The sequence below is a fragment of the Paracoccus sp. SJTW-4 genome (assembly GCF_047716885.1).
Lineage (GTDB): Bacteria > Pseudomonadota > Alphaproteobacteria > Rhodobacterales > Rhodobacteraceae > Paracoccus > Paracoccus solventivorans.
The window spans coordinates 319,024-334,444 of sequence record NZ_CP136681.1 but is presented as its reverse complement, the minus strand read 5'-3'; the positions used below and the strand labels follow the sequence as shown (position 1 = coordinate 334,444).

The following is a 15,421-nucleotide window of genomic DNA, read 5'->3' as shown; positions in this document are numbered from 1 at the left end:
AGGGACCGGGGCCGCGGCGGCGTCAAGTCCGCCCGCCTCAACGGGCCGCTTCGGGGGGTGGTCTCGGTCCCGGCCCGCGCCTATCCTCGGCCCATCGACCAAGGAGGAGACGATGGCCGAGCTGCTCAGCATCCGCTGCCTGACCGACAACTATGCCTGGCTGGTCCACGACCACGGCTGCACCCTGCTGGTCGACGCCCCCGAGGCCGCGCCGATCTTGGCGGAACTCGACCGCCGCGGCTGGGGGCTGGACGTGATCCTGCTGACCCACCACCACGACGACCATATCCAGGCGGTGGCCGAGATCGTGGCCGCGACCGGGGCGCAGGTCTGGGGCAACGGCGCCGACGCCGCCCGCCTGCCGCCGCTGGACCGGGCGCTGGAGCCGGGGGCCGACACCGAGCTCTGCGGCCAGCCGCTGCAGGTCATCGACGTGCCGGGCCATACCGTCGGCCATGTCGCCTATCACCTGCCGCAGGCGGGGCTGGCCTTTACCGCCGACAGCCTGATGGCGATGGGCTGCGGGCGGCTGTTCGAGGGCACGCCCGCGCAGATGTGGGAATCGCTTTCCCGGCTGGCGGCGCTGCCCGACGACACGCTGATCTGTTCGGGCCACGACTATGCGCGCGGCAACGGCGGTTTTGCCCTGGCGGTGGACCCGGGGAATCAGGCGCTCAAGGACCGGCTGGACGCGACGCTTTCCGGGCAGCGCCCCGCGGCGCCCGCGACGCTGGCCGAGGAAAAGGCCACGAATCCCTTTCTGCGCGCGCAGGCGCTGGCGCGGCCGGGCGAGGACGCGCTGGCCAGTTTCACCCGGCTGCGGGCCGAAAAGGATGCGTTCCGGGGCTGAGCGGCGCTTGAAACCGGGGCCGGTCGTGATCACATCCCGCTCAACCGCCGCAACTTCGGCCCCAACCTCGACGTTACCCCCTTGCGTCGCGCCGAAATGCACCAATTCTTAATGGTATCGTGACAGTCTGGTCAGGTGGGTCGAAACGCCCGGCCCAGACCGCCAGCCGACTGACAGGAGCAGTGAAGTGCCGTCCTTTTCGACCACCCTGGAACAGGCGATCCATGCCGCCTTGTCGCTGGCCAACCGACACCGCCATGAACTGGCGACGCTGGAACACCTGCTGCTGGCCCTGACCGAGGAACCCGACGCCCTGCGCGTGATGCGCGCCTGCAACGTCGATCTAGACCGGCTGCGCCAGATGCTGAACGACTTCATCGAGGACGACCTGTCCACGCTGATCACCGACGTCGACGGCTCCGAGGCCGTCCCCACCGCCGCCTTCCAGCGCGTGATCCAGCGCGCCGCCATCCACGTGCAAAGCTCGGGCCGCAACGAGGTCACGGGCGCAAACGTGCTGGTCGCGATCTTCGCGGAACGGGAATCGAATGCCGCGTTCTTCCTGCAGGAACTCGACATGACCCGCTATGACGCGGTGAACTTCATCGCCCATGGCGTCGCCAAGAATCCCTCGTTCTCCGAATCGCGCCGGGTGCAGGGGGCGGAAACCGAGCAGCCCGCCGCCGACGAGCGCCCGGGCGGGAAAGAGGATTCGGCGCTGGCGAAATACTGCGTCGACCTGAACGTCAAGGCGGCGCGCGGCGACGTCGACCCGCTGATCGGCCGCGCCGACGAGGTCGAGCGCTGCATCCAGGTGCTGTGCCGCCGGCGCAAGAACAACCCGCTGCTGGTCGGTGACCCCGGCGTCGGCAAGACCGCGATTGCGGAAGGTCTGGCGCTGAAGATCGTGCGTGGCGAGACGCCGGACGTGCTCAAGGGCGCCACCATCTATTCGCTGGACATGGGGGCGCTGCTGGCCGGCACCCGCTATCGCGGCGATTTCGAGGAGCGGCTGAAGGCCGTGGTGAAAGAGCTTGAGGACCACGACGACGCCATCCTGTTCATCGACGAGATCCACACCGTGATCGGCGCCGGCGCCACCTCGGGGGGGGCGATGGACGCCTCGAACCTGCTGAAACCGGCGCTGGCGGGCGGCAAGCTGCGCTGCATGGGCTCGACCACCTACAAGGAGTTCCGGCAGCATTTCGAAAAGGACCGCGCCCTGTCGCGGCGGTTCCAGAAGATCGACGTGAACGAACCCTCGGTCCCCGACGCGATCAAGATCCTGATGGGGCTGAAGCCCAGCTTCGAAAAACACCACGAGCTGCGCTATACCGCCGAGGCGATCCGCACCGCCGTCGAACTGGCCTCGCGCTATATCAACGACCGCAAGCTGCCCGATTCGGCGATCGACGTGATCGACGAGGCCGGGGCGGCCCAGCATGTCGTAGCCGAAAGCCGACGCAAGAAGGTGATCTCGCCCAAGGAGATCGAGGCCGTGGTGGCCAAGATCGCCCGCATCCCCCCGAAAAGCGTCAGCAAGGACGACGCCGAGGTGCTGCGCGACCTGGACAGGAACCTCAAGCGGCTGGTGTTCGGCCAGGATGCGGCGATCGAGGCGCTGGCCTCCTCGATCAAGCTGGCGCGCGCCGGGCTGCGCGAGCCGGAAAAGCCCATCGGCAACTACCTGTTCGCGGGCCCGACCGGCGTCGGCAAGACCGAGGTCGCCAAGCAGCTGGCCAACACCCTGGGGGTGGAGCTGCTGCGCTTCGACATGTCCGAATACATGGAGAAACACGCGGTCTCGCGCCTGATCGGGGCGCCCCCGGGTTATGTCGGCTTTGACCAGGGCGGCCTTCTGACCGACGGCGTCGACCAGCACCCGCATTGCGTGCTGCTGCTGGACGAGATCGAAAAGGCGCATCCGGATGTCTACAACATCCTGCTGCAGGTGATGGACCACGGCAAGCTGACCGACCACAACGGACGGCAGGTGGATTTCCGCAACGTGATCCTGATCATGACCTCGAACGCCGGCGCCGCCGACCAGGCCCGCGCGGCGATCGGCTTCGGCCGCGAACGCCGCGAGGGTGAGGACAAGGAGGCGATCGAGCGCACCTTCACGCCCGAGTTCCGCAACCGGCTGGACGCGGTGATCTCCTTCGCGCCGCTGTCGCGCGAGGTGATCGTGCAGGTGGTCGAAAAGTTCATCCTGCAGTTGGAAGCGCAGCTGATGGACCGCGGCGTCCATATCGAGCTGACCCCCGAGGCCGCCGACTGGCTGGCGCATCGCGGCTACGACGACCGCATGGGCGCCCGCCCGCTGGCCCGGGTGATCCAGGAGACGATCAAGAAACCCTTGGCCGAAGAGCTGCTGTTCGGCCGTCTGATCAAGGGCGGCATCGTCAAGGTCCGCATCGAGGACGACAAGCCGGTCTTCGACATCCAGGGCCCCGGCACCCCGCGGCTGGGCAAGGACAAGACCCCGCTGCTGACCGCGGAATGACCAAGGGGGCGCCACAAGCGCCCCTTTTTCATTGCCTTGGGTGAAGGGCGCTTGGGCAAAAGAGGAATGCCCCCGCCCTGCCAGGTCCGCAAAGCTTCGCAAAAAGCCCGGAGGGAGCCAACCTCGCACCCAACTCTCTCCTGGTGAAACCGCGCAGTTGCGGGCGCTCAAGCGAATGGCCGCGCACTCATTTTCAAGGGCATCGCTACGCCACTCGGCGGTCGGCGGCGCCGTCATCGCGTGTCTCGGCGGGGTCGTGATGGCACCGTCCGATCTCCCGCCGGGGCATCCTGACGGTCATCTTCCGCCCCACGCGCTTTTGGGTCTTCCTGACCGGGGTGCCAAAATGTAGGCACGTCTCATCGCATTGACATGACGGCAATTTTTTAAGGGCCGTGGTGGAGTCCGACAAGATGAATTCGACGTTCTCCCTCCTTCTGGTCTTTCTGGCCCGCTTCTTCATGCCCCGGCACGGCGCCTGCGCCATCCGATCAACCGGCAGAAATCGAAAACCACGAGCCTGCGCCAGATTGCGCGCAGCCTCGTACCGCTGCCTCGTGGGCGTCGCCCTGCTTCTGCAGCAACGCCGCGTCTTTACTGTCTTCGCGCGGGTCCGGTCCGAATGTCGGTCCTGAGAGACCGCTTCCGGGCCTTCTGGCACCAGGGCAGTGTTCAGCCCCACCCGCATAATCCCAGAAAACAACGGGAGAATCCGGCCGCAGCCGGACCCTGAGAACGCTTTTCAAGGGCAAGTGGCGGAGCGGCTGACTCAAGCGCCCAACTCTCTCCCGTGCCAAATCAAATGGCACGGGAGCGTCGCGAAATCCTGCGCGTCACTGGCGGATGGTAAAATCCGCCTCGTCGGGCGATGCCTCGGCGTCGTCGGGTTCATCGTCAACCGCCAGCCGGCGGACCGCCGCCAGTAGCTCCTCAATCGCCTGCTCTGCGGCCGCGAGCTTCACGGCCACCATCAGTTCCTCCCGCCCGGTCATTGCAAGGAACATCCCCAACACATCATCGGAGTGTCGCGCCAAGGCGATCAGATGCTCTCCGCTCGGACCGTATCTGCCGGCGAACCAGTTCTTCAACGTCTTCTCGTTGGCGCCGGTCCAGGAGGCGACGATCTTTGCCCCCGCCCGACTGTCTCCGAGTGATCGCTTCAGGGTTGATGCAATCTCAGCGGCGAACCAGTTGTCCGGCTCGTGACGACCATTCCCAGCATACCCGTTTTCTTTCGGAAAGAACTTGCCCTTTTTCGGAAACGACATTCCGGCCTCCCTCGCTTTACATGGACGAGGGGATTCAGCCGCAGCTTCACGCGGATTGGACGAATTTGCCTGGAATGACGAGGAGATGCGTGCTTGGGCGGTCGATGGACGACCAATTCGGATAGGAGCGACGGGCCACCCGAGAAGGACGTGCCTGCGGTCGCCTATGTCCGGATGTCGACCGACCACCAGAAATACTCGACCGAGAACCAGCTCGACGTCATCCGCAAATATGCATCGGATCGCGGTCTTGAGATCCTGCGCGTCTTCGAGGATTCCGGTCGGAGCGGGCTACGCCTCGACGGCCGCGAGGCGCTGCAGAGCCTGATGGCAGAGGTCGAATCCGGCAAGGCGGATTTCAAGGCGATCCTCGTCTACGACGTCAGCCGCTGGGGCCGGTTTCAGGATGCTGACGAAGGCGCCTATCACGAGCATGTCTGCTCGCGCGCCGGGATCCGCGTCCACTACTGCGGCGAGCAGTTCGAGAATGACGGCAGTATCGGCTCGAACCTGCTGAAGACCGTCAAGCGGGTCATGGCTGGCGAATACAGCCGCGAACTCTCGGTGAAGGTCTTTGCTGGCCAGTGCCGCCTCGTCGAACTCGGCTTCCGCCAGGGCGGTGCGCCCGGATACGGGCTGCGCCGGGTGCTGATCGACGAGCACGGCAATCCCAAGGGCGAGCTGTCACGCGGCGAGCAGAAGAGCCTTCAGACCGACAGGGTCATTCTCGTCCCCGGTCCCGAGGGCGAACAGGACGTCGTTCGGCGCATGTATCGCATGTTCGTGGAGGACGGCCGATCCGAGCGGGAGATCGCGGATGCCCTGAACGCCGACGGACTGCGCACAGATCTCGGACGGCTCTGGACGCGGGCGACGGTCCATCAGGTGCTGACCAACGAGAAATACATCGGCAACAACGTCTTCAACAAGATCTCGTTCAAGCTGAAGCAGCGTCGGGTCGTGAACCCGCGCGAGATGTGGATCCGGTCCGAGGGCGCCTATCCGGCCATCGTCGATGAGGCTCTGTTTCAGTATCGGTCGTGCTGTCGCGATACTTCGAGACCGCGGCGGGCTCGCTGCGCTGGCGCATTCGCCTCGACAGGGGGCTCTTGCCGGACATCACCATCGCCATACGCATGGACGAGCTGAACGCGGCGCCGCGCGACTATTACGTCCTCCCAAGCATCGACATGACCGCCGATCGGCTGCGGCTACCTTCAGCAGCTCATGCTTCGGGAGGGATGGAAGCCCGAAGACATCTTCCGTGACATCCTCGACAAGCTGTTTCAGAATTCCGACCGGCGCAATGCAAGGGTGACGACCGGACCGACATGGAGCGGCTGGCGCGGGGGGAGAAGCGCAAGCCACGCCGTGTTGCCAAAGAGCTGCGGGCATGTGCTACCTGCGGAGAGCCTCTGCCGCTCACCCTGCGCGAGGGCGCGATCTACTGTGGGCTGGCCTGCATGCAGCGGGCCAGCCGCACCCGTGGGCTCAAGACTGCTGTCGCCATCGAATGCGAATGCTGCGGGCAAGTGTTCAGTCCTGACAAGCTAAGCCGGCGCTTCTGCTCGCAGATGTGCTCTATCAATGCCCGGCGCCGGCGCCAGCACATCGCCTGTGCTCAGTGCAGCACGGTTTTCTATCCCCCGACGCACACGGCCTTGTTTTGCTCCCTGTCCTGTGCCGCCAAGGCAAAGCATGCGGCCGGGGTGCTGCGGCACTTCCCTCTCAAGCTGACGGCCCGCCGGGCTGACCAAATGTTCGAGAGGATGCGGCCAAAGCGGCGCTATCGGCGACGGCTCTCCGCAGCCCGCTTTGATGCCATGTTTATCGTGCAGGGACGATAAAGGTATCAGTCGCCTAAGCGATGACGACCCAATTCGGTGATGGCGATCCGGCGATCCCGTCCTTTGCCGAAATACTCAATCATTCCGGCAGCGTGAAGCTGATCAAGAACGATCCAGCCGATACCTGCACCGAGTTGGCCCTTGTCGAAGCTATCGAGGCCAACAACTGATGCCCATATCGGTTTCGACGCGAACCGCCTGCAATGCTTTTATCTGCCTAGGTGTCAGCATGCAGATAGCCTTTAGAACGCAGGTCAGCCGACAGAACCCGCTCGACATAAGACGCGACTGAACGTCCGTCGGCCTCGGCAGCCTTTTCAGCCGCCCGCTTTACCTTGTCCGACACGCGAACGGAAATTGCGGAAGTTTTTGCCATGTCTCTCAATGTGTGCAGTTAACATTCTTTAGCGATGAATGCATCATGCACTCAGTTGCACGCAATTGCCACGGGCCGAAGCGCAGTTGGCGCTGCGTCTCGGCCCTAACCGAAACCCTGATCTACGGAGGATCAGCGAATGGCTAACCATCGCCATAACACCCCCGGCTATCCTGACGCCACCCTGACGAGCGACCGCCGCCCTGCCGTCCTGACGCAAGACGAGTGGGACGAGCTGCACGATGCCTTGGAGCTGGCGCTGGACGCGCTGGGCGACGGCCCCCAGGCCGTGCACATGCCGTATCTGATCACCTCCATGATCCACCAGCGTGTCGCCCTGCGCCTCACCCACAGCAAGGCCCGCGACAACGGGAGGCCGTGCTGATGAACCGCCGCGCTTTCATCACCGCCGCGCCCTCTCTCGCGCTGTCCGCATCAGTGGCGACGAAATCGTCGGCACAACGGCTGTGGCTGCCGAGGCCGAAACCCCGGTCGCTACGCTGTTCAGGGAGTGGGAGCGGCTGCGTCAAGTGGCTCGCGCCCACTACCTGGCGAAAGAGGATGATGAATTCGAGCGTGCGCACGACGCGCGCTGGGCGCATGAGCAAATCCTGATCCACGTGCCCAGTCAGTGTGAACGCGACCTGTTGCTCAAGATCCTGGCATGGACCGACTACGGCGAAACCGATCTTGAGGCCGAGCGGGACAACTCGCACCTGTCCACCATCTGGGCCGAGGCCCGCGCGATGGATGCGGCATGAGTCGCTGACAGTCCCAAACTGTCCCGTTCACAGTGGGGAAGCAACGGCGGAACGGCGGGCTGCGGCTCGCCGTTTTATCTTTAAACTTCAATATCTTAAGCGGAATTAATGGCGGAGACGAAGGGATTCGAACCCTCGAGGCGGTTTCCCGCCTGCACCCTTAGCAGGGGTGTGCCTTCGACCACTCGGCCACGTCTCCGCGGCGGGGTCTAGCAGCAAGAAGGCAGGGGAAACAAGGGGAAATCGTGAACCAACGCCGATGGCTTACGGCGAAGTCTATTCCGCGCTGGAAACCGGGACGCTGGATGCGGTCGAGATAACCTGACCTCGATCGAAAGCGAGAAATATTATGAGATCGGCAAGGGCGTGACCCTGACCGGCCATTACTTCTGGCCTGGCTTCCTGCTGATCAACAGGCGAGGTTCACCGGCGTCGCGCTGGATCCGTCGAAATTGACCCGCGCGCGGCAGGCATAGACCGGCGCACCAGCCGCAATACCCAGAGCCGCCCGCACCGCCGCCGGGGTGACGGCCGCCGGCACCGTGGACACCCCAGCCCGCCACGTCGCATCGTCCGCCGTGTCCGCACTGGTCAGCAGCCAGCGCCACGGCCCCCCACGCGCCGTCATAGACCCGCTGCCACACTCGCCCGCCAGTTGCTGCAACAGCCGCGTGCTGGTCTGCCGCCAGAGCACCCCGCCGTCAGCCGCCACCACGCCCGCCGGGAACGTGCCCGCCGTGGCGCCGTCGTAGCGGCAGAAGCCGAAGAACACGCCATCCGCCGCCGCTTGGGCCATGTTGTTGCCGAATCCCTACCCCTCGGGCTGCGCTTTCGCCTGCTGGGCTGCCAGCTCACGCTTGGCGCGCTCGAGCAGCGCGGCTTTCAGAGGGACACTCGTCATTGTCCGAGGTCGAGCACTACACCAAGGCCGCGGAGAAGAAACGTCTGGTCGGCAAGCGGACCGGTCGCAACAGGTGGACATGCCGGGAACGTTGTATCACTCGGCTGTCTGATACAGTTTCACCCGTTAAGGGGATGTAATCACGGATGAAAAAATGAAATTGGCAGCCCGTAGGGGAGTCGAACCCCTCTTTCCAGGTTGAAAACCTGGCGTCCTAACCGATAGACGAACGGGCCACCTTTTGCGCTTGCAGCGTTGCTGCGTGGCGTGGAGCGGTATCTAGGCAATGCGCGCGGGGACCGCAAGCAGAAAATTTCGGCGCGCGCGATTTCTTCAATCGGCCCGGGGCGTTCCGTTGCCCGCGGGCTCGGCGGCGTCGTCTAGGCGCAGGCGCACCCGCTGGCGGCCGCCCCACAGCGACAGCTCCAGCCGGCCGGCCAGGTGGAAGCGCCGCCCGCGCGCGCGCAGCAGCGCCGGGCCAAGCGCGCCCTGCATCGCCCCCCAGGCGACCGCATCCAGCGCCCCGGCCCCGCTGCGGGCGCGCAGGCGCAGGTGGCCCTCGCCCATGGTGTCCACCTGTTCGAGAATCAGGTCGCTCAGCGCAAAGCGCGGCGCGGGGGCGCCGGCGCCGAAGGGACCGGCGCGCTCCAGCGCCTCGATCATCTCGGGGGTGGCGGCGCGCGCGTCGAGCAGGCCCGAGATTCGCAGCGCCCCGGCCGCCCTTCCCGCCAGCGCCGCCGCCGCCAGCTCGGACAGCCGCGCCATGGCGGGGGCGATCTGCGCGGGCTCGACCGTCAGCCCTGCGGCCATGGCGTGGCCGCCGCCGCGGGTGACCAGCCCCTCAGCCTGAAGCCGCTGCACCGCGCGGCCGATGTCGAAGCCGGGGACCGAGCGGGCCGAGCCCTTGCCTACGCCGCCCGCGACGCCGATCACCACCGACGGCCGGCCGGTTGCCTCTTTCAGCCGTGCCGCGACGATGCCGACGACGCCGGGGTGCCAGCCCTCGCCCGCGGCCCAGGACAGCGCCGGATCGCCATGCGATTCCGCCTGGGCAAAGGCGGCGTCGCGGACCAGCGCCTCGATCTCGCGGCGCTCTCGGTTCAGCGCATCCAGCTGGGCGGCCAGCGCCTCGGCCTCGGCGCGGTCGGTGGCCGAGAGGCAGCGCGCGCCCAGATCGGCGCGGCCGACGCGGCCGCCGGCGTTGATCCGCGGCCCCAACAGGAAGCCGAGGTGAAAGGCCGAGGGCGCCGAATCGAGCCGCGCCACGTCGGACAGCGCCACCAACCCGGGCCGGGCGCGGCGCGCCATGATCGCCAGCCCCTGCCGGACAAAGGCGCGGTTGACGCCCAGCAGCGGCGCCACGTCGGCCACCGTCGCCAGCGCCACCAGATCCAGCATCCCGATCAGGTCCGGCTCGGCCAGCCCACGCGCACGCAGGCCGCGGTTGGCCTGCACCAGCGTCAGGAACACCACCCCCGCGGCACAGAGATGCCCCAGCGCCCCGTCCTCATCGGCGCGGTTGGGGTTCACCACCGCCAGCACGGGGGGCAGGGTCTCGCCGCCCTGGTGGTGGTCCAGCACGATCACGTCGGCGCGGCCCTCGGCCACCGCCAGCGCCTCGTGGCTCAGCGTGCCGCAGTCGACGCAGACGATCAGCGCATGGTCGCGCGCAAGCTGCTCGATCGCGGCGGGGTTGGGGCCGTAGCCCTCGTCGATGCGGTCGGGGATATACAGCGTCGCCTCGCGCCCCTGCGCGCGCAGCCAACCCAGCAGCAGCGCCGCCGAGGCGCCGCCGTCCACGTCGTAATCGGCGAACACGGCAATCCGCTCGCCCCCAACCACGGCGGCGACCAGCCGCTCGGCCGCAAGCTCCATGTCGCGCAGGCGCAGCGGGTCGGGCAGCAGGTCGCGCAGCTTCGGCTCCAGATGACCCGCGGCCTCTTCGGCAGCCACGCCGCGCGCGGCCAGCACCCGCGCCACCGGCAGGGGCAGCAGCGCGGCCTGCGCCAGCCCCTCGGCCAGCCGCTCTTCCATGGGATCGGGACCGGCCCAGCGGCGGCCGGTCAGCGAGGATTCGACGTTCAGGAAAGCAGACATGGGCGCCTTGTCGCCACAGCCCGCCGCAAGGGCAAGATGCGAAAAGGCCGCCCACGCGGCGGACGGCCCCTCTTTGGTGGAAAATATCTTTGGTGGAAAAATATCCCGGGGGAGTCCCGAAGGGACGGGGGCAGCGCCCCCCCCCTGCCCTTACGCGCGAACCGGGTTGCGATAGATCATCCGCCGGACCGAGCCGGTCTTGGAGCGCATCAGGATGGTTTCGGTTTCAACGAAATGCGGCTCGCGGCGCAGGCCCTTGACGATCGAGCCGTTGGTGACCCCGGTCGCCGAAAAGATCACGTCGGCGGTGACCATCTCGTCGCGGGTATAGATGCGGTTCAGGTCGGTGATCCCGGCCTTGGCAGCACGGCCGCGTTCGTCGTCGTTGCGGAACAGCAGCCGGCCCCACATCTGCCCGCCCATGCATTTCAGCGCCGATGCCGCCAGCACGCCCTCGGGGGCGCCGCCCGAGCCCATGTACATGTCGATGCCGGTCTTGTCCGATTCGGCGACATGGATCACCCCGGCCACGTCGCCGTCGGTGATCAGCCGGATCGCGGCGCCGGTGGAACGCACCTCGGCGATCATCTCCTCGTGGCGGGGGCGCTCGAGGATGCAGACGGTGATGTCATAGGGCTTGACGCCGCCGGCGGCGGCCAGCGCCAGCACCCGCTCGCGCGGGGACATCTCCAGGCTGACCACGTCCTTGGGATAGCCCGGACCCACGGCCAGCTTGTCCATGTAGACGTCGGGCGCGTGCAGCAGGGTGCCGCGCGGGGCCATGGCGATCACGGTCAGCGCGTTCGGCATGTCCTTGGCGGTCAGGGTGGTGCCTTCCAGCGGGTCCAGCGCGATATCCACCTCGGGGCCGTTGCCGGTGCCGACCTCTTCGCCGATGAACAGCATCGGCGCCTCGTCGCGCTCGCCCTCGCCGATGACGACCGTGCCCTTGATGTCCAGCATGTTCAGCTGGTCGCGCATCGCGTTCACCGCCGCCTGGTCGGCGGCCTTTTCGTCGCCGCGCCCGACCAGCCGGGCCGAGGCATGGGCCGCGGCTTCGCTGACCCGGGCCAGGCCCAGCGAGAGCATGCGGTCGTTGAAATCCCTGGTGTCGGTCATCGGTCGATCCCTTGCTTGCAGCAGCCGTCCTGCCGGCTCTTAGGCCCCGCCCCGGGTGGCGTCCAGACTGTGTGCGCTAACGGCGGTTGCGCCCGCGCACCGCGGGGTTGAACCCGGGCGCCCGCGCGCCCACATCGGCGCTTACGGTTCCGACAGTTCCAGCGCCAGCGCGTGGATGCGCGGCACGATATCGCCCAGCGTGCGGTTGACCAGCCGGTGCCGCTCGACCCGGCTCAGCCCGGCAAAGACCGGGGCGGCCATGCGGATGCGGAAATGCGTCTGCCCGCCCTCGCGCCAGCCGGCATGGCCGCGGTGCAGTTCGCTTTCGTCGATCACCTCCAGCGCGGTCGGCGACAGTTCCGCCAGTCTTTTGTTCATTTCCTCGGCGATAGATCGCTGCATGATACCCTTCACCCCTTCCCAAGCGGTGCAAAACCCCTACACTTCCGGTCCCGAGTCGAAAAGAAGGCCTTGCATGACTACCAGCGACCCGTTCGATTTCGATATCTCCGCCGCCTCGGACAAGAAGCGGCGGTCCAGGGGGCGCCGCGGTATGTCGGGCGCCTTCGAGACGTCGACTCGCCAGTGCGACAAGTCGGGCTGCTCGCAGCCGGGCCAGTATCGCGCGCCCAAATCGCCCAAGCAGCTCGACGACTATTACTGGTTCTGCAAGGAGCATGTGCGCGAGTACAACACCAACTGGAATTACTTCCAGGGCCAGTCCGAGGCCGAGTTCCAGGAATTCCTGGACAACGCCACGGTGTGGGAACGCCCGACCCGCCCCTTTGGCCGGGCGGCGCAGGAACAGGCTTGGGCCCGACACGGGGTCAGCGACCCGCTGGAAATCCTGGGCGCCAACGGCACCAACCCCGAACAGCGGCTGCGCACCGCCCGCAAGCTGCCCCCGACCGAGCGCCGCGCGCTCGAGATACTCGACGCCAAGGACACCTGGACCAAGGTGGAAATCCGCAAGCAATACAAGTCGCTGGTCAAGGATCTTCATCCCGACATGAATGGCGGCGACCGCTCGGACGAGGATCGGCTGCAAGAGGTCGTCTGGGCCTGGGACCAGATCAAGGACAGCCGCAGCTTCAAGGACTGACCGCCTGGGGGCACCCGGCCGCCCTTTCACCGTGCCGCAAATATCCTGGGGGAGGCCCGGAACGGGCCGGGGGCAAAGCCCCCCGCCGCCGCGATCAGCGCCCCGGCCCGCCCGGATAGGGCACGAACTCTGCATCGTCGCCCGGGGGCAGCCGGAAACGACCGTGCTCGAAATCGCCCGCCTTCCAGGCCTCGCGCGCCGCCTCCAGCCGTTCGCGGGACGAGGCGACGAAGTTCCACATGATGTAGCGCGGCCCGTTCAGCGTCTCGCCGCCCAGTGCCACGAAGCGCGCGCCCTGCTCGCCCGCCGTCACGGTGATCTCGTCGCCGGGGCGGAACACCATCATGCGGCCGGCGGGAAACTCGTCCCCCGCGATCAGCACCGAGCCCTCGGTGACGTAAAGCCCGCGGTCCTCGTGGTCGCGCGGCAGCGGCAGGCGGGCGCCGGGGGCCAGCACCGCATCGGCATAGAACAGGTCGCTGTGCACGGTCACCGGCGCCCGCGCCCCCCAGCCGCGCCCGGCGATCAGCCGCAGCTGCTTGCCCTCGGCCTCCAGCACCGGCAGCGCATCCGCGCCGTGATGCTCGAAACTGCCGGGCGCGTCCTCCTGCGCCTCGGGCAGCGCCACCCAGGTCTGGATGCCGAACAGCGTGTGCGGCGCGGCGCGGGTGGCGGCGTCGGTGCGTTCGGAATGGGTAACGCCGTTGCCCGCCACCATCCAGTTGACCGCGCCGGGCTGGATCATCTGGTCCGAACCCAGGCTGTCGCGGTGCTGGAAGGCGCCGCGGAACAGATAGGTCAGCGTCGCCAGCCCGATATGCGGATGCGGGCGCACGTCGATGCCGCCGCCGTGGATGAACTCGGCCGGGCCCATCTGGTCGAAGAAGATGAACGGGCCGACCATCTGCCGCCGGGGCGCGGGCAGCGCGCGGCGCACCTCGAAGCCGCCGATGTCGCGGGCGCGCGGCACGATCAGCAGCTCGATATCGTCCAGCGCCCCGGCATCCGGGCAGACGGGTTCCAGGTCGGGCATCCAGCTCATCTCGGGTCTCCTGCAAGGACCAACAGCGGGCGGAAGCGGTCAGCCGGGCGCGGCCCCGTCATCGGCATAGCCGGCCGCGCCGATCAGGGGGACAAAGACCACCGCGCCCAGATCCTCGTGGCGGTCGCCTTCGGGCGTGCGGCGGATGCGGGTCAGCCGCTGCGCCTCGCCCCGCGGTCCCACCGGCATCACCAGCCGCCCGCCGGGGGCCAGCTGCGCCAGCAGCGGCGCCGGGACCTCGGGGCCCGCGGCGGCGACCAGGATCACGTCGAAGCTGCCGCCGCCGGGCCAGCCGCCGGTGCCGTCGTCGTGGCGAACCTCGACAGTGCCGTAGCCCAGCCGCGCCAGCCGCGCGGCCGCGGCCCGGGCCAGATCGCCGATACGCTCGACCGCGCAGACGCTGGCCGCCAGCCGGCTGGCCACCGCCGCCGCATAGCCAGAGCCGGCGCCGATCTCGAGCACGCGGTCCTCGGGCGCGATCTCGGCCGCTTCCAGCATCATCCCCACGATATAGGGCTGCGAGATGGTCTGCCCCGAGCCGATCGGCAGCGGGTGGTCGGCATAGGCATCGGCGCGCTGCGCCGGCGGCACGAACTCCTCGCGCGGGACGCTGCGCATGGCGTCGAGCACCCTGGCGTCGGCGACGCCCCGCGGCGCGATCTGGCTGGCCACCATAAGCTGGCGGTCGCTGCTGCGGTCCGGCATGGCGCACACCCCCAAGTGGTTCCCCGCACTTTGCCCGCGATCCTAGCACGAACCGCCCTGCCCGGCCAATGTTCCCGCCCCTTTGCCCCGCAGCAGGCCCGCATTCCCCGCCGCCGGGCTTGCGCCCCCATCGCCCGCGTCCTAAGTCAGGCACTGGCAAGCTACGGAGGATGCGTCATGGCGATTGAAGCCTTTGAGATCGAGGCGTTGATCCGCGAGGCTTTTCCCGACGCCCGCATCACCATCACCGACCTGGCGGGCGACGGTAACCACTATGCCGCCGAGGTCGTGGACGAAAGTTTCCGCGGCAAGAACCGGGTCCAGCAGCAGCGGATGGTCTATGCGGCGCTTCAGGGCCGGATGGACGGGCCCGCCGGGGCACTGCACGCGCTGGCGCTGACCACCCGCGTGCCCGACTGAATGCAACCAATCTCTGGGGATACACCCGAAATGACCGACACCCGCACCGAGATCCAGGAACTCATCGACGGCAATGACGTCGTGCTGTTCATGAAGGGCACGCGCGACGTCCCGCAATGCGGATTTTCCAGCCGCGTGGCGGGGGTGCTGAACTACATGGGCGTCGCCTATCGCGACGTGAACGTGCTGGCCAGCGACGAGATGCGCCAGGGCATCAAGGATTTCTCGGACTGGCCGACCGTGCCGCAGCTTTACGTCAAGGGCGAGTTCGTCGGCGGCTGCGACATCGTGACCGAGATGACCCTGTCGGGCGAGCTCGACCAGCTGTTCGACCGCACCGGCGTCGCCTATGACAAGGACGCCGCCAACAAGATCCGCGAAGCCAACAGCTGAGCGCCGGTCCGGGGCCAGCGCCTCGGCAGCGGGG

Annotated in this window: 17 protein-coding genes, 2 tRNA genes and 1 pseudogene; 11 read left to right on the top strand and 9 right to left on the bottom strand. The window is 67.4% G+C overall.

Annotation, left to right across the window (positions count from 1 at the left end):
* Window positions 1–112: 112 nt before the first annotated feature.
* Both gloB and clpA read left to right on the top strand, forming a co-directional pair.
* Window positions 113–850: a hydroxyacylglutathione hydrolase gene (gene gloB, locus RSP45_RS01665; RefSeq protein ID WP_415392971.1), complete on the top strand. Its 738-nt coding sequence runs from the start codon at window positions 113–115 to the stop codon at window positions 848–850.
* A 187-nt stretch (window positions 851–1,037) separates the two neighbouring features.
* Window positions 1,038–3,356 carry an ATP-dependent Clp protease ATP-binding subunit ClpA gene (gene clpA, locus RSP45_RS01660; protein ID WP_415392970.1) on the top strand — a complete coding sequence of 773 codons (2,319 nt, stop codon included), beginning with the start codon at window positions 1,038–1,040 and terminating at the stop codon, window positions 3,354–3,356.
* 833 nt (window positions 3,357–4,189) lie between these two features.
* On the opposite strand, the gene RSP45_RS01655 is transcribed toward clpA, so the two are convergent.
* On the bottom strand, window positions 4,190–4,624 hold the full coding sequence (locus tag RSP45_RS01655) for a hypothetical protein (RefSeq protein ID WP_415392969.1): 435 nt from the start codon (window positions 4,622–4,624) through the stop codon (window positions 4,190–4,192).
* A 174-nt stretch (window positions 4,625–4,798) separates the two neighbouring features.
* On the opposite strand from RSP45_RS01655, the pseudogene RSP45_RS01650 reads away from it, so the two are divergent.
* The 5 genes and pseudogenes from RSP45_RS01650 to RSP45_RS01630 all read left to right on the top strand — a co-directional run bounded on the left by RSP45_RS01650 (window position 4,799) and on the right by RSP45_RS01630 (window position 7,608).
* A pseudogene (locus RSP45_RS01650) lies at window positions 4,799–5,892 on the top strand (recombinase family protein).
* Between the two features lie 63 nt (window positions 5,893–5,955).
* Window positions 5,956–6,471 carry a hypothetical protein gene (locus RSP45_RS01645; RefSeq protein WP_415392968.1) on the top strand — a complete coding sequence of 172 codons (516 nt, stop codon included), beginning with the start codon at window positions 5,956–5,958 and terminating at the stop codon, window positions 6,469–6,471.
* 20 nt (window positions 6,472–6,491) lie between these two features.
* Window positions 6,492–6,641: a hypothetical protein gene (locus RSP45_RS01640; RefSeq protein ID WP_415392967.1), complete on the top strand. Its 150-nt coding sequence runs from the start codon at window positions 6,492–6,494 to the stop codon at window positions 6,639–6,641.
* A 345-nt stretch (window positions 6,642–6,986) separates the two neighbouring features.
* Entirely contained in the window at window positions 6,987–7,232 is a 246-nt protein-coding gene (locus RSP45_RS01635) for a hypothetical protein (protein WP_415392966.1), read from the top strand.
* 82 nt (window positions 7,233–7,314) lie between these two features.
* On the top strand, window positions 7,315–7,608 hold the full coding sequence (locus tag RSP45_RS01630) for a hypothetical protein (protein ID WP_415392965.1): 294 nt from the start codon (window positions 7,315–7,317) through the stop codon (window positions 7,606–7,608).
* A gap of 109 nt (window positions 7,609–7,717) precedes the next feature.
* Here the strand turns inward: RSP45_RS01630 and RSP45_RS01625 are convergent.
* Window positions 7,718–7,807: transfer RNA gene (locus RSP45_RS01625), tRNA-Ser, on the bottom strand.
* Window positions 7,808–7,867: 60 nt separating this feature from the next.
* Between RSP45_RS01625 and RSP45_RS01620 the strand changes: the two genes are divergently transcribed.
* A complete protein-coding gene (locus RSP45_RS01620; RefSeq protein ID WP_415393970.1) occupies window positions 7,868–7,933 on the top strand; it encodes a hypothetical protein in 66 nt (21 codons plus the stop codon).
* 84 nt (window positions 7,934–8,017) lie between these two features.
* Here the strand turns inward: RSP45_RS01620 and RSP45_RS01615 are convergent, their stop codons facing one another.
* From RSP45_RS01615 to RSP45_RS01595, 5 genes are all read right to left on the bottom strand, one after another.
* Window positions 8,018–8,404, bottom strand: coding sequence for a hypothetical protein (locus RSP45_RS01615; protein ID WP_415392964.1), 387 nt, complete (start codon window positions 8,402–8,404; stop codon window positions 8,018–8,020).
* 266 nt (window positions 8,405–8,670) lie between these two features.
* A tRNA-Glu gene (locus tag RSP45_RS01610) sits at window positions 8,671–8,745 on the bottom strand.
* A 97-nt stretch (window positions 8,746–8,842) separates the two neighbouring features.
* Complete coding sequence (recJ, locus tag RSP45_RS01605) at window positions 8,843–10,606, bottom strand: single-stranded-DNA-specific exonuclease RecJ (RefSeq protein WP_415392963.1); 1,764 nt, start codon at window positions 10,604–10,606, stop codon at window positions 8,843–8,845.
* Between the two features lie 150 nt (window positions 10,607–10,756).
* Window positions 10,757–11,725: a class II fructose-bisphosphatase gene (glpX, locus tag RSP45_RS01600; protein ID WP_073065660.1), complete on the bottom strand. Its 969-nt coding sequence runs from the start codon at window positions 11,723–11,725 to the stop codon at window positions 10,757–10,759.
* A 141-nt stretch (window positions 11,726–11,866) separates the two neighbouring features.
* Window positions 11,867–12,127: a BolA family protein gene (locus RSP45_RS01595; RefSeq protein WP_303730610.1), complete on the bottom strand. Its 261-nt coding sequence runs from the start codon at window positions 12,125–12,127 to the stop codon at window positions 11,867–11,869.
* Window positions 12,128–12,200: 73 nt separating this feature from the next.
* Between RSP45_RS01595 and RSP45_RS01590 the strand changes: the two genes are divergently transcribed.
* Window positions 12,201–12,827 (top strand): DnaJ domain-containing protein, encoded by a 627-nt coding sequence (locus tag RSP45_RS01590; protein ID WP_415392962.1) that lies wholly within the window; start codon window positions 12,201–12,203, stop codon window positions 12,825–12,827.
* A 94-nt stretch (window positions 12,828–12,921) separates the two neighbouring features.
* Here RSP45_RS01590 and RSP45_RS01585 read toward each other — a convergent pair whose 3' ends face one another.
* Together RSP45_RS01585 and RSP45_RS01580 are read right to left on the bottom strand one after the other, a co-directional pair.
* Window positions 12,922–13,869, bottom strand: coding sequence for a pirin family protein (locus RSP45_RS01585; RefSeq protein ID WP_415392961.1), 948 nt, complete (start codon window positions 13,867–13,869; stop codon window positions 12,922–12,924).
* Between the two features lie 39 nt (window positions 13,870–13,908).
* Entirely contained in the window at window positions 13,909–14,574 is a 666-nt protein-coding gene (locus RSP45_RS01580) for a protein-L-isoaspartate(D-aspartate) O-methyltransferase (RefSeq protein ID WP_415392960.1), read from the bottom strand.
* Between the two features lie 177 nt (window positions 14,575–14,751).
* Here RSP45_RS01580 and RSP45_RS01575 point away from each other — a divergent pair, with 177 nt between their 5' ends.
* Together RSP45_RS01575 and grxD are read left to right on the top strand one after the other, a co-directional pair.
* Window positions 14,752–14,994: a BolA/IbaG family iron-sulfur metabolism protein gene (locus tag RSP45_RS01575; RefSeq protein WP_073065647.1), complete on the top strand. Its 243-nt coding sequence runs from the start codon at window positions 14,752–14,754 to the stop codon at window positions 14,992–14,994.
* Between the two features lie 30 nt (window positions 14,995–15,024).
* Window positions 15,025–15,387 carry a Grx4 family monothiol glutaredoxin gene (gene grxD / locus RSP45_RS01570; RefSeq protein WP_303731320.1) on the top strand — a complete coding sequence of 121 codons (363 nt, stop codon included), beginning with the start codon at window positions 15,025–15,027 and terminating at the stop codon, window positions 15,385–15,387.
* The last annotated feature ends 34 nt before the right edge of the window (window positions 15,388–15,421 follow it).